Annotated in this window: 17 protein-coding genes; 9 read left to right on the top strand and 8 right to left on the bottom strand. The window is 71.0% G+C overall.

The window, feature by feature from the left end:
* Nucleotides 1–101 precede the first annotated feature (101 nt).
* The 3 genes from ACW5F0_RS00425 (at nt 102) to ACW5F0_RS00415 (ending at nt 3,001) form a co-directional block, all read left to right on the top strand.
* On the top strand, nt 102–1,244 hold the full coding sequence (locus tag ACW5F0_RS00425; protein WP_456964078.1) for an OprO/OprP family phosphate-selective porin: 1,143 nt from the start codon (nt 102–104) through the stop codon (nt 1,242–1,244).
* A 79-nt stretch (nt 1,245–1,323) separates the two neighbouring features.
* Nucleotides 1,324–2,475, top strand: coding sequence for a glycosyltransferase family 4 protein (locus tag ACW5F0_RS00420; RefSeq protein WP_456998792.1), 1,152 nt, complete (start codon nt 1,324–1,326; stop codon nt 2,473–2,475).
* Nucleotides 2,453–3,001, top strand: a complete 549-nt coding sequence (locus tag ACW5F0_RS00415) for a phosphatase PAP2 family protein (RefSeq protein WP_456964076.1) — start codon at nt 2,453–2,455, stop codon at nt 2,999–3,001. The genes ACW5F0_RS00420 and ACW5F0_RS00415 overlap by 23 nt, the downstream gene beginning before the upstream one ends.
* A 10-nt stretch (nt 3,002–3,011) precedes the next feature.
* On the opposite strand, the gene creD is transcribed toward ACW5F0_RS00415, so the two are convergent.
* From creD to creB, 3 genes are all read right to left on the bottom strand, one after another.
* Nucleotides 3,012–4,352, bottom strand: coding sequence for a cell envelope integrity protein CreD (gene creD, locus ACW5F0_RS00410; protein WP_456964075.1), 1,341 nt, complete (start codon nt 4,350–4,352; stop codon nt 3,012–3,014).
* Nucleotides 4,353–4,445: 93 nt separating this feature from the next.
* Nucleotides 4,446–5,873: a two-component system sensor histidine kinase CreC gene (gene creC / locus ACW5F0_RS00405; protein WP_456964074.1), complete on the bottom strand. Its 1,428-nt coding sequence runs from the start codon at nt 5,871–5,873 to the stop codon at nt 4,446–4,448.
* A 3-nt stretch (nt 5,874–5,876) separates the two neighbouring features.
* Nucleotides 5,877–6,575 carry a two-component system response regulator CreB gene (creB, locus tag ACW5F0_RS00400; protein WP_456998791.1) on the bottom strand — a complete coding sequence of 233 codons (699 nt, stop codon included), beginning with the start codon at nt 6,573–6,575 and terminating at the stop codon, nt 5,877–5,879.
* A gap of 54 nt (nt 6,576–6,629) precedes the next feature.
* Between creB and ACW5F0_RS00395 the strand changes: the two genes are divergently transcribed.
* The 4 genes from ACW5F0_RS00395 to ACW5F0_RS00380 all read left to right on the top strand — a co-directional run bounded on the left by ACW5F0_RS00395 (nt 6,630) and on the right by ACW5F0_RS00380 (nt 12,472).
* Nucleotides 6,630–7,487 (top strand): 23S rRNA (adenine(2030)-N(6))-methyltransferase RlmJ, encoded by an 858-nt coding sequence (locus ACW5F0_RS00395; protein ID WP_456998790.1) that lies wholly within the window; start codon nt 6,630–6,632, stop codon nt 7,485–7,487.
* A 69-nt stretch (nt 7,488–7,556) separates the two neighbouring features.
* A complete protein-coding gene (locus tag ACW5F0_RS00390) occupies nt 7,557–8,129 on the top strand; it encodes an N-acetyltransferase family protein (RefSeq protein ID WP_456964071.1) in 573 nt (190 codons plus the stop codon).
* Between the two features lie 106 nt (nt 8,130–8,235).
* Nucleotides 8,236–11,748: a transcription-repair coupling factor gene (gene mfd / locus ACW5F0_RS00385; protein ID WP_456998789.1), complete on the top strand. Its 3,513-nt coding sequence runs from the start codon at nt 8,236–8,238 to the stop codon at nt 11,746–11,748.
* A gap of 163 nt (nt 11,749–11,911) precedes the next feature.
* On the top strand, nt 11,912–12,472 hold the full coding sequence (locus ACW5F0_RS00380) for an outer membrane beta-barrel protein (RefSeq protein WP_456964069.1): 561 nt from the start codon (nt 11,912–11,914) through the stop codon (nt 12,470–12,472).
* 409 nt (nt 12,473–12,881) lie between these two features.
* On the opposite strand, the gene ACW5F0_RS00375 is transcribed toward ACW5F0_RS00380, so the two are convergent.
* The 5 genes from ACW5F0_RS00375 to ACW5F0_RS00355 all read right to left on the bottom strand — a co-directional run bounded on the left by ACW5F0_RS00375 (nt 12,882) and on the right by ACW5F0_RS00355 (nt 17,238).
* Nucleotides 12,882–13,556, bottom strand: a complete 675-nt coding sequence (locus ACW5F0_RS00375) for a DNA-3-methyladenine glycosylase family protein (RefSeq protein ID WP_456964068.1) — start codon at nt 13,554–13,556, stop codon at nt 12,882–12,884.
* Nucleotides 13,557–13,560: 4 nt separating this feature from the next.
* Nucleotides 13,561–13,935: a DUF423 domain-containing protein gene (locus ACW5F0_RS00370; protein ID WP_456964067.1), complete on the bottom strand. Its 375-nt coding sequence runs from the start codon at nt 13,933–13,935 to the stop codon at nt 13,561–13,563.
* A 79-nt stretch (nt 13,936–14,014) separates the two neighbouring features.
* Nucleotides 14,015–15,190, bottom strand: coding sequence for a polyketide cyclase (locus ACW5F0_RS00365; protein WP_456964066.1), 1,176 nt, complete (start codon nt 15,188–15,190; stop codon nt 14,015–14,017).
* A 147-nt stretch (nt 15,191–15,337) separates the two neighbouring features.
* Nucleotides 15,338–15,979 (bottom strand): response regulator, encoded by a 642-nt coding sequence (locus tag ACW5F0_RS00360; protein WP_456965228.1) that lies wholly within the window; start codon nt 15,977–15,979, stop codon nt 15,338–15,340.
* A gap of 32 nt (nt 15,980–16,011) precedes the next feature.
* Complete coding sequence (locus ACW5F0_RS00355) at nt 16,012–17,238, bottom strand: sensor histidine kinase (RefSeq protein WP_456964065.1); 1,227 nt, start codon at nt 17,236–17,238, stop codon at nt 16,012–16,014.
* Nucleotides 17,239–17,409: 171 nt separating this feature from the next.
* Between ACW5F0_RS00355 and ACW5F0_RS00350 the strand changes: the two genes are divergently transcribed.
* The gene (locus ACW5F0_RS00350; protein WP_456964064.1) at nt 17,410–18,006 is read left to right on the top strand and encodes a GNAT family N-acetyltransferase; all 597 of its coding nucleotides are present in this window, start codon (nt 17,410–17,412) and stop codon (nt 18,004–18,006) included.
* On the top strand, nt 18,006–18,821 hold the full coding sequence (gene minC / locus ACW5F0_RS00345) for a septum site-determining protein MinC (protein ID WP_456964063.1): 816 nt from the start codon (nt 18,006–18,008) through the stop codon (nt 18,819–18,821). The genes ACW5F0_RS00350 and minC overlap by 1 nt, the downstream gene beginning before the upstream one ends.

The raw sequence follows: 18,821 nt of genomic DNA, 5'->3' as shown, positions 1-18,821 counted from the left end.
ACACATCGTGCCGCGGGCGGCCCCGCATGTGGCGGGGCCGCTCACGCCCCCCGGGCTAGACTGGGCCTCCCCCGAAAAGATGACCGGATCGCGTCGAATCCATGAAATTTCTGTTGCTGCCGATAGCACTTGCCGCCGCCTGCCTCGTCCCCGCCCACGCCGAGGTTCCCCTGGGCACCGTGGCCGGTTCCGACGTGTCGTTCGAAGGCATGTTCCAGGTTGACGGCTACTGGTTCGACAACGACGTCATGGACCTCGATGGCCGCCCCGACGGCCGCGACCGCGCCACCGGCATCCGCCGCTTCGAGCTCGCGCTCAAGGGCAGCGGCCCCGGCGGTTTCGCATGGGCGCTGGGATATGACGTGGAAGGCGAGAACTATCTCGACAACAACGTGTCGTGGAGCTTCGGCGGCGACGGTTCGCCCAAGCACACGCTGCTGCTGGGCCAGTCCAAGCAGGCCAGCGGACTCGAAGAACTCTCGTCCGCGCGCACCAACGATTTCATCGCCAAGGCCTCGGCCACCGGCACCTTCGCCACCGGCCGCCGCCTGGGCGCGTCCTGGAGCTACGACGCCAGCAGCCACGGCGCCTCCCTGGGCTGGTTCGGACGCAACCTCGACGATGACGCCGGCGGCCCCGGCTATGTCGCGCGCACCTGGTGGGCACCGATCCGCGACGACGGACAGGTGCTGCACCTGGGCCTGAGCCACGTCGACCGCGACACCGACAGCGACCAGCTGCGCCTGCGTTCGCGGCCCAACGCCGACATGGCCGCCGTGCGCCTGGTCGACAGCGGCGCCCTGTCCGACGTCGACCGCCTTGCCACCACCGGCCTGGAAGCGATGTGGATCCGCGGCCCGCTCAAGCTGCAGGGCGAGTACTTCATCGCCAGCGGCGACCGCATCGGCAGCGGCAACTACGACACCGAGGGCGGCTACGCCAGCGCGCTCTGGACGCCGGGCGGGACCAGCTGGGGCTATCGCGGCGGCCTGCCGCGCACCACGGTCGAAGGCGCCGGCCTTTGGCAGTTCGGGCTCCGTTACGACTCGCTCGACCTCGACGACGGTGCCGTCCGCGGCGGCCGCATGGAGGCCTGGACGGTGGGCGTGAACTGGTACTGGCGCGACAACGCCAAGCTGATGCTGAACTACGTCGACGTCGCCAGCCGGCGCGCCGTGGCCGGCGGGCCGGTGGTCCACGACGACCCGTCGATCGTCGAGGCGCGCGTCCAGCTGCACTGGTAGGCGCGTCACGCAGCGGTCAAACAAGTGTAATAGGCGCGACACCGCATCCGGTCAGGCTTGGGTCAAACCGGAGCCCCGCATGCGCTACACGATCGTCACCGAGACCTATCCGCCGGAAGTCAACGGCGTCGCGCTCACCGTGCAGGATCTGGAGCACGGGCTCCGTAGCCGCGGCCATGAGGTGGACGTGGTGCGGCCGCGCCAGCACCGCCGCGACCGCGCCGCCGACCACGAGATGCTCACCGCCGCCGGCCGGTTGCCGTTCTACGCCGGCCTGCGCTTCGGCCTGCCCTCCGCCTCGCGGCTGCAACGCCGGTGGCAGCGCCAGCGCCCCGATGCGATCTACATCGCCACCGAGGGCCCGCTGGGCTGGTCGGCGATGCGCGCCGCGACGGCGCTCGGCATCCCCGTCGCGTCCGGCTTCCACACCCGCTTCGACCGGTACATGCGTGACTACGCCGCGGCCTGGATGCAGCCGGTCGCGCTGGCGTGGATGCGGCGCTTCCACAACCGCTCCGCAGCCACCCTGGTGCCGACCCGGGAGCTGCAGGGCGAGCTCAACAGCCTGGGCTTCGAGAACGTGGTGCACCTGCCTCGCGCCGTGGACACGCGGCGCTTCGATCCCGCGCACCGCGACGAGGCCCTACGCGCCCGCTGGGGCCTGAAGCCGGGCGACCTGGCCGTGGCCTGCGTCGGGCGCATGGCCGTTGAAAAGAACCTCGACCTCGCGATCCATGCCTTTCGCGCCCTGCAGGCGCTGCGCCCGGATGCACGCTTCATCTGGGTCGGCGAAGGGCCCGAACTGAGCGCCATCCGCGATGCCAACCCCGACTTCATCTACTGCGGCATGCAGCGCGGCGACGCCCTCGCGCGCCACTTCGCCAGCGCCGACCTGTTCCTGTTCCCGAGCCTGTCGGAGACCTTCGGCAACGTCACCATCGAGGCCATGGCCAGCGGCGTGGCCACCGTCGCCTACCGCTACGGCGCCGCCGCCGAGCACCTGAAGCATGGCCTGCATGGCGCCGCCATCGCGCTGCACGACGAAGCCGCCTTCATCGACGCCGCCTGCCGCCTGTCGCTCGAGGACACCTCGCGCCGCGACATGGGCTGCAACGCGCGTCGCGCGGTGCAGCCGCTGCGCCCGGCGCAGGTCGCGGCCGACTTCGACGCCATCCTCCAGGGCATTGCCCACAACAGGAGCCATGCCGATGTCCACGCTGCACTCGCCTGAGCGCCACCGCGCCGACCGCTTCCTCTGCCTGCGCACCAACGACTGGTGCGCGCACGCCGGCGTGCTGCGCATGTTCGCCGCCACCAGCCGCCTTGGTGATGGCCTTGCCTGGTATGCGCTGATGGCGGCCATGGTGCTGTTCGACGGCGTCGACGGCCTGCGGGCCTCCGCCCACATGGCGGCCACCGGCGCCATCGCACTGCTGCTGTACAAGGGCCTCAAGCGCTGGACGCGGCGCCCGCGGCCCTTCGCCGCCGACGTCCGCATCCGCGCCTGGATCGCGCCGCTGGACGAGTTCAGCTTCCCGTCCGGCCACACACTGCATGCGGTCTCATTCACCATCGTGGCCCTTGCGTACTACCCGCAGCTGGCTTGGGTGCTGCTGCCGTTCACCGCGATGGTGGCGCTGTCGCGGGTGGTGCTCGGACTGCACTGGCCCAGCGATGTGCTGGCCGCGACGCTGATCGGCAGCGGCCTTGCGGCGCTGTCGCTGTGGCTCGGCGCCGCGCTGCCCTTCCAGGCCTGAGGGCGAGCCACTAGCGTGCATCGGGGCGCATCGACGTCTGGTACCAGTCGACCCTGCGTGTCACCACCATGATCGCGGCCAACACCACGAACAGCAGCCCGGCGCCGAGCACCAGGGCGTTGTCCTCGGACACCAGCAGGCCGTACAGCGCCGCGTACAGCGTCGCCAGCATCCCCGCGAAGGCCGCGCCCCGCAGCGCGCCGCCGAGCACCGCCGCCAGGTAGAACCCGATCAGTCCGATACAGGCCGTGGCGGCCGACAGGTAGGCCAGGCCGAAGGGAATGTGTTCGCCAAGGCTGACCAGCAGCAGGAAGAAGACCGCGATCGCCAGGCCCACCAGCCCGTACTGGATGGGGTGGATCGGCTTCTGCCGCATCAGTTCGAACATGAAGAACGCGACGAAGGTCAGCAGCACGAACAGCAGCCCGTATTTGGTCGCGCGCTCCGCCTGCAGGTAGGCGTTCACGGGGTCGACCAGGGTGAGGCCGGCCGCATCGGGGTCGGGACTCCACATCTGGTACGGGTTCACGTCCCGCGCCAGGGAGGCCTGCCTGCGATAGCGGCGCTGGGCATCGGTGGACAACGAAGCCACCTTCCACTGCGCGCTGAAACCGGCGACGTCGAGATCGTGCACCGGCGACAGGCCTTCGAAGCGCGGGTGCGGCCAGCTCGAGCGCAGGCGCAGGTCGTTGTCGCGCGCCAGCGGCATCATCGCGAAGGACTCGGTGCCGCGCAGCTGCAGGTCGACGCGACTCGCGAAGGCCAGCCGCGCGCCCGATGCCGGGGCCCGGAGCCGCGCGTGCACGCCGGGGCCGTCGTCGTGGCCGATGCCCTGCGCCAGCTCGACCGCGCGTCCGTCGACCTGCATGCGCGGCAGTTCGCGCAGGCCGCGCACGTCGGCGATGCCGAAGGCCAGCCAGGGCTCCCCGATGCTGCGGTCGGCACCTTCGGGCGCGTCGTCCGGAATCTGCGCGTCGAAGCGCGCCTGCACCGTGCCCTGCCACTCGTAGACGCGGACCTCGTGCAGGCCACGCTTGCGGGTATCCGGCGCCATCGCGCCGTCGACCACCAGGGTCTCGGGGAAGAAGGTCCAGTGCCGCGTGCGCCGCCGCTCCGTGGTGCGCATGATGCCGGCCGCGTCGGCCGCCTGTTCGCGCACGTTCTCGGTGTAGGGCACGACCAGCACCGGACCCGACACCGTCTGGCGCCCGCCGTAGCTCGCAGCGATGTTCGACACCGCTTCGGCGCGCCGCGCCTGGCGCTCGTCGATCACCCCGCGCACCATCGTCAACGGCACCAGGATCGCGATCGTCATCGCCGCCACCATCAATATTTTTACCCACAGACGCATGACCGCACCTCCCTTGGAAATTGCAGGCAGGTTGCGGGCGCCCAGTGTGGCCACCGCGGGGCGGGGGTGAGGCGGGTGTGAAGTGGCGGGCCCTCAGGCCGTCGGCAGCTCGATGCCGGCGAGCGCACCGCCGCCGTCGCGGTTGCGCAGCCAGGCGCGGCCACCATGGAGCTGCGCCACCTCGGCAACGAATGTCAGGCCGATGCCGCTGCTGCGGCCACCGCCGCCGGGACGCGGCAGTGAATAGAAGCGCTCGAAGACCTGGTCGAGGGCGAAGTCCGGCACGCCAGGCCCACCGTCGGCCACTTCGATCAGCACGCCGCCATCCTGCGCCCGCAGCGCGACCGAGACCGTGCCGCCCCCGGGCGAATGCGCGATCGCATTGTCGACCAGGTTCTCCAGCGCCTGCCGCAGCAGGAAGGCATCGCCCGCAGGCGACGGCAGCGGCTCGTCGGCCTCCAGCGCCAGGGTGACGCCGCCGGCGCGCAGCCGCGGCGCCACCGCCTCGGCGACCTCGCGCGCGACGGCCGCCAGGTCCACCGGTGCGGGATCCTCCAGCCGCTGGCGATGCTCGACCGCGGCCAGTGCCAGCAGCTTGTCGATCATGGCCGCCATGCGCTCGCTCTGCGCGCCGATGTTGGCGGCGAACCGCTGGCGGTCGGCCTCGGGCAGCGGCGACTCCAGCAGTTCGGCCGAGCCGCGGATGGCCGCCAGCGGCGACTTCAGCTCGTGGGTGAGCGTGTGCACGTAGCGCTCGACGTAGCGGCGGTCCTCGAGCCGGTCGCGCATGGTCTCCAAGGCGCGCCCGAGGTCGGCGAACTCGCCGGCGGAATCGGGCAGCACCGCGCGCCGGCCGGCGGTGACCGCATCGGCATAGCCGCGCAGCCCGCCCAGCTGCCGCGACAGCCACCAGGCGGCAAACAGGCCGACCAGCAGCGCGGCGCCCAGCAGCACCAGGCCCCAGCGCAGGATCACGCCCTCGCTGCGGGCGATGAAGGGCGCCATCGCGCGGTTGGGCTTGGACACCGTCAGCACGCCGGCGATGCGTGCGCCGTCGCGGATCGGCGCCGCCACGTGCATCACCGAGCTGGCGTCGTCATCGGGATCGCTGCGCGTGGAGCGCGCGCCGTAGCGGCCGCGCAGGGTCAGGTGGACGTCGTTCCACCGCGAGTAGTCGGCACCGACGTCGCGCCCGGCGGAATCGAAGAGCACGATCCCGTGGGCATCGGTGACGGTGACGCGATAGCTGGCCTCGCGCTTCTCGAAGCCCCAGATGCCGGCGCCGATGTCGCGTCCGGCCAGCGCCCTAATGCGGGTGGCGAACTGGCCGTCCGCGATCCGTCCCGCGAGCAGGTCGTCGGTGGCGAGCTCGGCGAGCACGTTGGCGGTGTCCACCAGCGTGTCTTCCATCGCCTGGCGCACCCCGGGCTTCACCTCGCGCAGGAACACCTGGCCCAGCAGCAGCGCCGCCAGCGCCACGATCAGGAAGTAGCCGAGCAGGATGCGCAGCCCGATGCGCATGGGTCAGTCCGTGTCCAGCGAATAGCCGATGCCGCGGTGGGTGCGGATCGGGTCGGCGGCGGGATCGAGCTGGCGCAGCTTGGCGCGCAGCGTCTTGACGTGGGTGTCGACGGTGCGTTCGCCGCTGTCGGGCGCATCCGCCCAGGCGCGGTCGAGCAGCTGCCCGCGGCCCAGGATCGCGCCCGGGCGCCGCAGCAGCTCGACCAGCAGCGCGTACTCGTTGCGCGTGAGGTCCAGCAGCTGGTCGTCGAAGCGGATCCGCCGCGCCTGGGCGTCATGTTCGAAGCGCCCGTGCCGCCGCACGCCGTTGTCGGCGGCCGGGTGCCGCCGCAGCCGCGCGCGCACGCGCGCCACCAGCTCGCGCGGCGAGAAGGGCTTGGCGATGTAGTCGTCGGCACCCAGCTCCAGCCCGAGCACGCGATCGACCTCGTCGCCGCGCGCGGTCAGGAACACCACCGGCAGCGCGCTGAAGCTGCGCAGCTGGCGGCAGACCTCGAAGCCGCCGATGTCGGGCAGGCCCACGTCCAGCAGCACCAGGTCGACGCCTCCGGCACGCACGCGTTCGGCCACGCCGGTGCCCAGCATCCGGTGCTCGACCACGTAGCCGTCGGCGCGCAGTGCGTAGAGCACGGCCTCGGCGATCGCCGGGTCGTCCTCGACCAGCAGCAGGGTGGACGGCGTCGGCGCGGCGTCGGGAGGCATCGCGGGAAGCATACCGGGCGCCGCAGGCCGGCGGCGGACCGGTATCCTGCAGCGATGAATTACCGCCACGCCTTCCACGCCGGCAACCATGCCGACGTCCTCAAGCACGTCGTCCTGCTTGCGCTGTGCGATGCGCTGGTGGCCAAGCCGGCGCCGCTGTTCGCGCTCGACACCCATGCCGGCCGCGGCCTCTACCACTTGGGCGGCGCCAGCGCGCAGCGCACCAACGAGGCCGACGACGGCATCGCCCGCCTGATCGCGGAAACGCCGCGCGACCCGCTGCTGCGCCGCTACCTCGATGCGGTGTCGGCCTGCCGCAAGCAGCACGGCGCCGATGCCTATCCCGGTTCGCCCTGGCTGCTCGCGCACGCATTGCGCGACGTCGACCGCATCGCTTGCTGCGAGGTGCAGCCGGAAGAAGCGAAGGTGCTGGCGGCGACCCTCGCCACCGACCGCCGCGTGCGCGTGCACGAAAGCGACGGCTATGCCGCCGTTCGCTCCCTGCTGCCGCCGCGCGACGGCGAAGCACGCATCGGCCGCGGCCTGGTGCTGATCGATCCGCCCTACGAAACCCAGCTGGCCGAGTTCGACACCTCGCTGGCCGCGATCCGCGAGGGGCTGCGCCGCTTCCCGCAGGGCGTGTTCGCGCTCTGGTATCCGATCAAGCTGCGGCGCACGCTGGGCCCCTTCCAGCGCCGTGCCGCCGACCTGCCGGCGAAGTCGGTGCTGGTGGCCGAGCTGCTGGTCCGCCCCGACGACTCGCCCCTGCGCATGAACGGCAGTGGCCTGCTGGTGGTCAACGCGCCCTGGCAGTTCGACCTGGCGCTGAAGCCGGCGCTGGCGGCGCTGGCCACGGCACTCGGCGAACGCGGTGCGTCATCCCGCCTGCACTGGCTCCGCAGCCCGCCCTGAGCCTGCCCGGGTCAGCGGGTCCGAGGATGTAGAGGCCGGCTTCACTTCGACCGTGCCAGCATCCGCCCCATGGTCGCCAGAAACCGCCTTCCCCCGTGGCACGAGGAGATCCGCCTCGGCAACGGCCGTGATGTGCTGATCCGTCCCATCCGTCCGGAGGATGCGCCGGTCCTGCGCGCCAGCTTCGAACTGCTGCAACCGGATGAGATCCGCAGCCACATGCTGGGCGGCGTCCATGCGATGAACGCCGACATCTCCCGCCAGCTGTCACAGCCCGACACCCGCAGCGAGTTCACGCTGGTGGTCGCCGAGCAGCTGCCGCCCGGCGAGGCCATGATCCTGGGCGTGGCCCGCGCCGCCGTCGCGGCCGACAGTCGCAACGCGGCGTTCTCCATCCTCGTCAGCCGCAACGTCGCCAGCATGGGCCTGGGCCGGCATCTGATGCGCCGGCTCGCGAAGTGGGCCCGCGGCAAGCGCCTCGATGCGCTGCAGGGCGATATCCCCGAGGCGAACGGGCCGCTGCTCGATCTCGCACTGTCCATGGGCTTTGGCCAGGTGGACGGCGCGGATCCGGGCTTCACGCGTATCCTGCTGCCGCTGGCCGCGACGACGCCGGTGGCCGACGCTGAAGGCGGGGCCTGAACCACGGTCCCCCTGCGCGGCGGTGGCGACAATGCCCCCGCGTTAAACTGCGCGTCCCTGCGCCGGGTGCGTGACCGCATCCGGCGCTTCCGTTGTCTGCGTGCCGATGACCGACAAGACCCCAGCTTCCCCCGTCCTCCTGCCGTCCTCCCCTCCGCCGCTGCCCGGTCCCGGCCGGCCGCGTGCCTGGTGGCGTGCGCCCGCCTCCCGTTCGGCGCTGGCCTGGTTCGTGGCCGCGGCCGCGCGCGCGCATGAGGGCATGCTGCTGGCGGTCACGCGCGACAACCACGCGGCCGCCCAGCTGGAAGCGGACCTGCAGACCCTGGGCGGCGCCGACCCGACACTGCCGGTGCTGGCCTTCCCCGACTGGGAGACCCTGCCCTACGACCGTTTCAGCCCGCACCCGGAGATCGTCTCCCAGCGCCTGGCCACCCTGCGCCGGCTGCCATCGCTGAAGCGCGGCGTGCTGGTGGTGCCGGTGCAGACGCTGATGCAGCGCCTGCCGCCGCTGTCGTACGTCATCGGCAACAGCTTCGACCTGTGCGTGGGCCAGCGCCTGGACCTGGACGCCGAGAAGCGCCGCCTGCAATCCGCCGGCTACCGCAACGTGCCGCAGGTCTACGATCCCGGCGACTTCGCCGTGCGCGGCGCCTTGCTCGATGTCTATCCGATGGGCGAGGCCGCGCCGTTCCGGATCGAGCTGCTCGACGACGAGATCGACACCATCCGCGTGTTCGATCCGGAGAGCCAGCGCTCGCTGGACAAGGTCCAAGCCGTGCAGCTGATGCCCGGCCGCGAAGTGCCGCTGGACGAAGCCTCGCGCGGCCGCGCATTGGACGCGCTGCGCGAGCGCTTCGACATCGACACCCGTCGCAGCGCGCTGTTCCAGGACCTGAAGGCCGGCGCCGCGCCCGCGGGCATCGAGTACTACCTGCCGCTGTTCTTCCCCGACGGCGCCACCGCCACCCTGTTCGACTACCTCGGCAACGACGCGCTGCCGCTGGTGGATGACGGCACGCCGGCCGCGGCCGACCACTTCTGGATCCAGGCGGGACAGCGCCACGAGCAGCGCCGACACGACGTCGAGCACCCGGTGCTGCCGCCGGATGCGCTGTGGCTGGCGCCCGACGCGCTGCGTTCGCGCTTCAACGAGGCACCTCGGATCGAGATCGCGGGCGCCGACCACCCGCGCCATGCCGAAGCCGCGCGCCTGGGCGAACAGCCCGCGCCCCAGCTGCCGGTCTCCGCCCGCCACGACGCCACCGCCGCGCCGCTCAAGGACTTCCTGGGCAGTTATCCGGGCCGCGTCCTGGTGTCCGCCGACAGCCCCGGTCGCCGCGAGGCGCTGCTGGAAGTGCTCGACGCCGCCGCGCTGCATCCGCAGGTCGTGCCGGACTTCCGCGCGTTCGCCGCCGGCGACGTGCGCTTCGCGATCTCGGTGGCGCCGCTGGAAGACGGCTTCGCGTTGGACGGCGGCGTCGCCGGCGCACTCCCGCTGGCGGTGCTCACCGAACGCCAGCTGTTCCCGGAACGCGCCGCGCAGCCGCGCAGGCGCAAGCGCGTTGGCCGCGAGCCGGAAGCAATCATCCGCGACCTGGGCGAGCTGTCCGACGGCTCGCCGATCGTGCACGAGGACCACGGCGTCGGCCGCTACCGCGGACTGGTGAAGCTCGAGGCCGGCGGCATGCCCGCCGAGTACCTCGAGATCGAGTACGCCAAGGGCGACCGTCTATACGTCCCGGTTGCGCAGCTGCACCTGATCAGCCGCTACTCGGGCGCCTCGCCGGAAACCGCGCCGCTGCACTCGCTGGGCGGTGAACAGTGGACGAAGGCCAAGCGCAAGGCGGCCGAGAAGGTCCGCGACGTCGCCGCCGAGCTGCTCGAGATCCAGGCCAAGCGCCAGGCCCGCGCCGGCCTGGCCATCGACATCGACCGCGGCATGTACGAGCCGTTCGCCGCCACCTTCCCGTTCGAGGAAACCCCCGACCAGCATTCCGCGATCGAGGCCGTGCTGCGCGACCTGCAGTCCTCGCAGCCGATGGACCGCGTGGTCTGTGGCGACGTGGGTTTCGGCAAGACCGAAGTCGCGGTGCGCGCGGCCTTTGCCACCGCGGCCGCCGGCAAGCAGGTCGCGGTGCTGGTGCCAACCACGCTGCTGGCCGAACAGCACTTCCGCAACTTCAGCGACCGCTTCGCCGACTGGCCGCTGCGGGTCGAAGTGCTGTCGCGCTTCAAGAGCACGAAAGAGATCAAGGCCGAACTGGAGAAGGTCGCCGAAGGCACCATCGACGTCATCATCGGCACCCACCGCCTGCTGCAGAAGGACGTGCGCTTCAAGGACCTGGGCCTGGTGATCGTGGACGAGGAGCAGCGCTTCGGCGTGCGCCAGAAGGAGGCGCTGAAGGCCCTGCGCGCCAACGTGCACCTGCTCACCCTTACCGCGACCCCGATCCCGCGCACGCTCAACATGGCCATGGCCGGCCTGCGCGACCTGTCGATCATCGCCACCGCCCCGGCCAACCGCCTGGCGGTGCAGACCTTCGTCGTGCCCTGGGACGACGACCAGCTGCACGAGGCCTTCGACCGCGAACTCGCGCGCGGCGGCCAGCTCTACTTCCTGCACAACGACGTCGAGTCGATCGGCCGCATGCAGCGCCAGCTGCAGGAGCTGGTGCCCGACGCGCGCATCGGCGTGGCCCACGGGCAGATGCCCGAGCGCGAGCTGGAACGGGTGATGCTCGACTTCCAGAAGCAGCGCTTCAACGTCCTGCTGGCCTCGACCATCATCGAGTCCGGCATCGACATCCCCAACGCCAACACCATCATCATCAACCGCGCCGACCGCTTCGGCCTGGCGCAGCTGCACCAGCTGCGCGGCCGTGTCGGCCGCTCGCACCATCGCGCCTATGCCTACCTGGTGGTGCCGGACAAGCGCTCGATCACCGCCGATGCAAAGAAGCGCCTGGACGTGATCGCCTCGATGGACGAACTCGGCGCCGGCTTCACACTGGCCACCCACGACCTCGAGATCCGCGGCGCCGGCGAGCTGCTGGGCGAAGACCAGAGCGGCCAGATGGCCGAGGTCGGCTTCAGCCTGTACACCGAGCTGCTGGAGCGCGCGGTGCGCTCGATCAAGCGCGGCGAACTCCCCGACGTCGACGGCACCGCCGCGCGCGGTGCAGAAGTCGAGCTGCACGCACCGGCCCTGATCCCCGACGACTACCTGCCCGACGTGCACACGCGCCTGACGCTCTACAAGCGCATCAGCTCGGCGCGCGACACGGACGCACTGCGCGAGCTGCAGGTCGAGATGATCGACCGCTTCGGGCTGCTGCCCGACCCGGCCAAGCTGCTCTTTGCCATCGCCGAACTGAAGCTGCGCGCCAACACGCTGGGCATCGGCAAGATCGACGTCGGCGCCAGCGGCGGCCGGGTCAAATTCGTCGAGAAGCCCTCGGTCGATCCCATGGCCATCATCCAGCTCGTGCAGTCCCAGCCGAAGAGCTACCGCATGGACGGCCCCGACACCCTGCGCCTCACGCTCGAACTGCCGACGCCGGAAGAACGCCTGCAGGCCGTCCGCGGACTGCTGGCCTTGCTGGCGCCCGGGAAGGGCTGATTTATCGCGCGGAGGCGGCGGGCATGCACGCCACTTCGCGCGTCAGGCTGGCCGCGGAGTGATGTGCCACTGGCCTGCCCCCGCCATTGACACCCACTCCTCCCCTCTCCAAGCTTCGCGCGCCCACGAATGGGCGCATCGACGTTCAAGGAGAACGCACCACATGAAGACCCACCACCTCGCTCTCGCCTGCGGCCTCGCGCTTGCCGCCATCGCCCCTGCCGCCCTCGCCGTCGACGGCGGAGCCGGCTTCCTGCGCGCCGAGATCGGCCAGAGCGACATCGACCTGTCGTATGACGGCATCTCCGCCAGCGAGGACGACACCTCCGCCGTGCTGTCGGGCGGCTACTGGTTCAACCGCAACTTCGCCATCGAAGGCCATGTCGGCACCCTGTACACCGAGTACCTGGGTTACGACACCGACCTCGACCTCGTCAGCTTCGGCATCGGCGTGGCCGCCAAGCACAACTTCGGCGCCGACGGCCTCGGCTTCTTCATCGGTGGCCGCGCCGGCATCGCACGCATCACCGCGCAGCTGCGCGAGGACGATTGGGACGTGATCGACGACGAGCACTCCACCAAGCCCTACTTCGGCGCAAGCGTGGGTTACGACTTCAACCGCCGCTTCGGCCTGTCCCTGCACTGGGACCGCCGCCAGGCGGACTTCGACGGTATCGACCTCGACATCGACACCATCGCCCTCGGAGGCGAATTCCGGTTCTGAGCCCCCGGCCAGGACTGCTCCGCATGGCCGCCTCCGGGCGGCCATTTTCGTTGGTGTTGGGCTCTGCGAAGGCGGCGGGCAGGCGCGTCACTCCGCGGCCAGCCAATGGGGGGCTTCGCGGAGGCGGCGGGCAGGCACGCCACTCCGCGGCCAGCCAGTGGGAAGCCGCTGCGTGACGCGCCTGCCCACCGCTTCCACCTTCGCGGCGAGGTTGGGTTCGCAAGCCCACGCACCCCAACGGCCCAGCCGCACCACCCCATAAGCGCCCGCGCCTCCAATCTGGCCAGCTTTTCCTCCCACCCTCGCGGGAAAGATGAAGGGCAGGCCAGCGGCGCATCACGCAGTGGCTTCCCACTGGCTGGCCACGGAGTGATGTGCCGCTGGCCTGCCCCACGCAGCCCTCCCGCCTTCACTCCTGCGAGCGTTTCGTCGCCGCCTTCCCCACGTTGAGCGAGTCCGCGATCCGCCACAGGTACAGCCCCGCATGCGTCCGGAACGGCCCCCAGCGTTCGCCGCGCGCAGCGAGTTCCCGCGGCGTCGGCATCGCCTCCGCGCGGTCCAGCACCTGCACACCTTTGCGGATGCCCAGATCGTCCACCGGCAGCACGTCCGGCCGCCCCAGGCGGAACATCAGCATCATTTCCACCGTCCAGCGCCCGATGCCCCGGACCGGCACCAGCGCCGCCACGATCGCGTCCTGGTCCATCACCGACATCCGCCGCAGGTCCGGAATCTCGCCGCGCGCCTCGCGTGCGGCCAGGTCGCGCAGCGCCAGCGTCTTGTTGCCGGAGACACCGCAGGCGCGCAGCGTGGGGTCGTCGACGCGCGCCAGGGTGTCGCAATGCAAGCGGGCGGCACCAATGGCGGCCTCGACCCGCGACACGATCGTCGCCGCGGCCTTGCCGCTCAGCTGCTGGTAGAGGATGGCCCGGGCCAGGGCGTCCGCAGGGTCGAAGGAGCGGCGCCAGCGCGGGTCGGGTTCGATCGGGCCCAGGCGGCGGATCCAGGTGCCCAGGCGGCGGTCCCGGCGGGCCAGCCAGGCCTCGGCTTCAAGCGTGTCGTACCCGCGGCTGTAGCGTGGCATGGCCTCAGTCCCGTAGCGCGGCGGCAGCATGCAGCAGCCAGCCGAGGATCATCAGGCTCCCGCCCGTGGGCGCAAGCCGGGTCGGAAGATCCAGGAAATGGGCGCCGACCAGCGAGCCGGCGAACAGCAGCACGCCCAGCAGCAGTGCCCACAGTGCCGCCTTCGCCAAGCGTCCGGCCGCGCGCGGTGCCAGCGCCGCCAGGGCGAGGCCGTGGCCGAAGGCGAAGGCCGCCGCGAGGCCAAGCCGCGCGCCAGCATCGGGCCCCGCGGCGTGCGAGGCGTAGGCCGCCAGCGCAACCGCCGCCGCGGACAGCACGGCGCCGGCGGATGCCAGCAGGCGGCGGCCCGCCACGGATCGGATGCCCACCTGCGATGCCATCGGAAACGCCTCCTCCAGAACGCGAAACGCCGCACCTTTCGATGCGGCGTTCCGGGATGTCACACGCGCGGGCCGGGGCTCAGCGCTTGAGGTTCCAGAACACCTGGAACTGGCCGTCGGCGGTGAACGCGGTGTCGACGCCGTTGAGGTAGTACTCGTACGGGCGACCGATGGCCTCTTCGCCCTGGGTCATGGCCCAGGCGCGGGTGGCGTTGCGGGCCACGTCGAGTTCGGCCATGAAGCCCTTGTAGTTGGCGCGGACCACGCGCGTCGGCTCGCTGCGCACGTAGGTGACCGGACCCAGCAGCTCGATGGACGCCTCGTCCAGCGCCTCCGACTCTGCCACCACGAAGCCGGGTACGACGGGGGCCTGCTCGCCCTCGGCCGCATCGCCCGTTGCCTCGTCCGCGTCGGCAACGGCATCGGTGCCGGCCTCGGCGGCGCCGGTGCCCTTCGGGCGCACGGCCTGGACCACGTCGAAGGTGTAGGTCTCACGCGCGAACTCGGTGGTCACGATGCGCAGCGGGCCGATCGCCTCGAGGTCGTTCGCCTCCATCGTGCGCTTGATCCACTCGATGTTGTCCTTCATCGCCTTCTTGATGACTTCGTTGCTGCGCTCGATCGCGCCGGCGTTGACGACCAGCAGGTTCTCGGCGGGAAGCTCCACGATCTCCAGGCCCGTCAGGTTCGAGCCCTCCACGCGGTAGTCGAAGTTGGGCACCGAGGCCAGCATGCTGCTCAGGCGGCCCAGGCCGAACTTCATGGTGTCGCCGACGTTGCGGCTGACATACAGGCCGGCGTAGCGGCCCAGCAGGTTCCAGCCGTAGTCGACCTTGAAATCCTGGGTGATCTCGATGTTGCGGCCACCGCGACCGGTCGGCTTCAGGGTGAACGTGCTCGACTTGTCCGAGCCGCGCTTGTTGTCCTCGATCTTGTAGACCACGCGCGAATCCTGGTCGGACTCGACGATCTCCCAGCTGCCCTTGCCCACGCCCGACACTTCGGAGTCGTAGTCGATGCGCGCACCGACGCCCTCGTCGGGACCCGAGCGGTTCAGCTTCACGTTGCCCAGCGCAAAGGGGTGCCAGTCGTCGAACCGCTTGAAGCTGTTGATCGTGTCGAACACGATCGCCATCCTGCGATTGGTCTCGACGCTTTCGGTCAGGTAACGGCTGGACGGCAGCAGCACGCCGACGATCAAGAACAGCACGGCGACGATCGCCATGGAAATCAGGAGCTCAAGCAAACGGGTCATTCAGGGTTCTCCGGGACCAGGACCGGCCGAGGCCGGGGCGCAGACGCGCAATCCTAGCAAGATTGCCGGCGTCGCCGCGACCTCCGCGGCATGCATTTTTCCACATCGCGTGACGGCCGGGCCCGGGGGCCGGCGGCGCGCCAGCGATCAGACCAGCTGCAGCTCGAACGCCTTGAGCACCGCGCGGGTGCGGTCGCGCACCCCGAGTTTGCTCAGGATATTGGACACGTGGTTCTTGATCGTGCCCTCGGCCACGCCCAGCGAATTGGCGATCTCCTTGTTGGAGAAGCCCGAGGCCATCAGTCGCAGGATCTCGGTTTCGCGGTCGGTGAGCGGGTCCGGGCGGTCGAGGCTGACGAAATCGTTGCGCATGTGCTCCAGGCCCGACAGCAGGCGCTGGGTGACCGCCGGCTGCACCAGCGAGCCGCCGCCGGCCACCGTGCGAATGGCCCCGACCAACTGCTCCAGCGACACGTCCTTGAGCAGGTAGCCCTTGGCCCCGGCCTTGAGCCCGGCCAGCACCAGTTGGTCGTCGTCGAAGGTGGTGAGGATGATCGTGGGCGGCAGCGTGCCGGCCTGGGACAGCGCCTGCAGCGCCTCCAGCCCGGACATCGCCGGCATGCGCATGTCCATCAGCACCACGTCCGGGGCGATGCCGGGGATCATCTCTACCGCCTGGCGGCCGTCCACGGCCTCGGCCACCACTTCAATGCCGCCGTCCAGCGCCAGCAACGAGCGGATGCCCTGGCGCACCAGGGTCTGGTCGTCGACCAGGCAGACGCGGATCACGCGGCCGGGATCCGCGGGAGTTGCGGGGGTCGTCATGTCGCCTCCGTTGTGGTTTGCGGCGGGCCGGACGGCTCCGCCACGGGTACCGCGATGTCCGCGATGTCGTCCAGCGGCAGTCGCAGCCGCAGGGTGAAGCCCTGTCCCGGCGCGGTTTCCGCCTCGACCTCGCCACCATACGCCGACAGCCGCTCGCGCATGCCGCGCAGGCCGTTGCCGGCGGTGAAGCCGTCGGCGCCGCGGCCGTCGTCGCGGGCCACCAGCCGCACCGCGCCGCGCTCCAGCGCGTACTGCAGGTGCAGCACGCTGGCCTGGGCGTGGCGCACGGCGTTGGTGATGATTTCCTGGGTGCAACGCAGCAGGACGTGGGCGCGCTCGGGGTCTTCCATCGGGAACGGCCGCGGCAGGCGCATCTCCACCGACAGTCCCGGGACGTTGCCGGCCAGCGGTTCCAGGGTCGCGGCCATGTCGATGGTCTCGTTGCCGCGGATCTGGCTGACCGCGTCGCGCACGTCGGACAGCAGCAGCCGGGCCAGCGTGTGCGCCTGCCCGACGTGTTCCTGGGCCTTGCCCTCGGTCAGGTGGTTGGCCACCTCCAGGTTCAGGCTCAGCGCGGTCAGGTGGTGGCCGAGCAGGTCGTGCAGCTCGCGGGAGATCCGGGTGCGCTCGTTCACGCGCACGCTCTCGGCCAGCAGGGCGCGGGTGGCGCGGAGCTCCGCGTTCAGGCGGCGCTGCTCGTCCCGGGCCTGGGCCTGCTGGCGCGCGACGAGGCCGGTGACGAAGGCGAAGCCGGTGAAGCCCACGTACAGGCTGGCCTGCAGCACCGCTTCGGCCCAGGAAAAGTCGAATCCGCGCACGTACACCGGCACGATCACGAATTCGCACAGCACCAGCAGGGCCACGCCCTGCCAGACCGGCAGCAGCCAGGGCAGCACGCTGGCCACCACCATCAGCAGGATGCTGCCCAGGCCGCTCTGGCTGTAGTAGCTGATCGCGATCGCGCCGCCGGCCAGCCCCGCCAGCAGGGCCCGGTCCAAGGCCCCGACCCGCTGCCGGCCCAGCCCGCGGGTGAGCCAGGCATAGCTGGCCCCGAAGACCGCCCACGCCACCCAGGCCTGGACCGCCCCTGGTGCGACCGCGGAGGGCACGCCGTCGCGGTCGGGCTGGGGCAGGGTCAGCAGCAGCAACGGCAGGCCGATCACCGCCCAGGTGAACAGTCCCGCGTAACGCAGCAGACGGTTGTGGTCGAAGCGCTGGAGCATGCCTGCATGGTAGGCGCAAGCGGCGCCCGGACTACGGTCCGGAAGTCATGCATGCAGTCGCCGGCCGCGACGGGGCCATGCGATAATGGCTCGCAGTCGACGACCGCGACGCGCTGGCCCCGGCCCCGCGCGCGCCACGTTGGCGTCATTGGCCACACCACGGAGTCTGGAATGTCGATTGTTGTCCGCGACGTGCGCGAGCACGAGCTGGATTCCGTCCTTGCCCTGAACAATGCCGCCGGTCCTTCCATCCTGCCGCTGGATTCGGCCCGACTGCGCCAGTTCTTCGACACTGCCGATTATTTCCGCGTCGCCGAGCGCGACGGCACCCTGGCCGGCTTCCTGGTCGGCTTCGGCTCGCGCCGCGGCCATGACAGCAGCAATTTCGACTGGTTCGCCGCGCGCCACCCGGACTTCATGTACATCGACCGCGTGGTCGTCGCCAGCCGCCGCCGCGGCGGTGGCGTGGGCCGCACGATCTATGCCGACGTGCAGGGTTATGCCGAGCTCCGCTACCCGGTCCTGGCCTGCGAGGTGTTCGTCGAGCACGACAGCGACACCGCGCGCATCTTCCACGGCAGCTTCGGCTTCCGCGAGGTCGGCCAGCACGTGATGCCGGGCACCGGGATCCGCGCCTCGATGCTGACCAAGGAAATGTGCAGCTACGGCTGGGTCCGCGATACCTACGGCGAGGACCTGCCCGACGCACCCTGGCTCACGCAGCCGCGTCCGGCCGACGAAGCCCGCCTGGCGACGGGGACCCGATGATGGCGAAGGCCCAGGGCGCGCCCGTCGTGAGCTTCGAGCCCGCCGGTGAACTCAAGATCGGCCAGGTCGGCATCGCCAACCTGCGCATCCGCAGCCTCGACGTCGAGCGCCTCGCAGCCGAGATGCGCGAGCGCGTACAGCGCGCGCCCAAGCTGTTCGGCCGCGGCGCGGTGGTGGTCGATTTCGGCGGCCTGTCCGCGCTGCCCGACGTCGCGACCGCGCGCGCGCTGCTCGACGCCCTGCGCGAGGCCGGCGCCCTGCCGGTGGCGCTGGCCTGGGGCAACAGCGATAACGAACAGCTGGCGATCGAGCTCGGCCTGCCGCTGCTGGCCAAGTTCCGCGCCCAGTACGAACCCGTCGGTGGCACCACCGCCGAGGCTGCGCCCACGCCCGAAGCGCCCGTGGCCGCGCCGTCGGCGGCGGAGCGCCCCCGCTCGGCCAAGCCGGCCACCTCGGCGTCGTCCGAGCCTGCCGCGCGCAGCGGTGACCCCGGCCTGATGCAGGCCACCGCGGTGCGCTCGGGCCAGCAGGTCTATGCCGACAACCGCGACCTCACCGTGCTGGCCGCCGTGGGCGCCGGTGCCGAGGTCATCGCCGACGGCTCCATCCACATTTACGGCGCACTGCGCGGGCGTGCGCTCGCGGGCGCGCAGGGCAACACCCGGGCGCGTATCTTCTGCCGCGAGTTCCATGCCGAACTCGTGGCCGTCGCGGGACACTACAAGGTGCTGGAAGACATCCCCGCGGACCTCCGCGGCAAGGCCGTGCAGGTCTGGCTGGATGGCGACCAGCTGAAAATCGCAGCGCTCGACTGA

The sequence above is a fragment of the Luteimonas sp. A534 genome (assembly GCF_054072805.1).
This window is presented reverse-complemented; position numbering and strand designations above follow the sequence as displayed.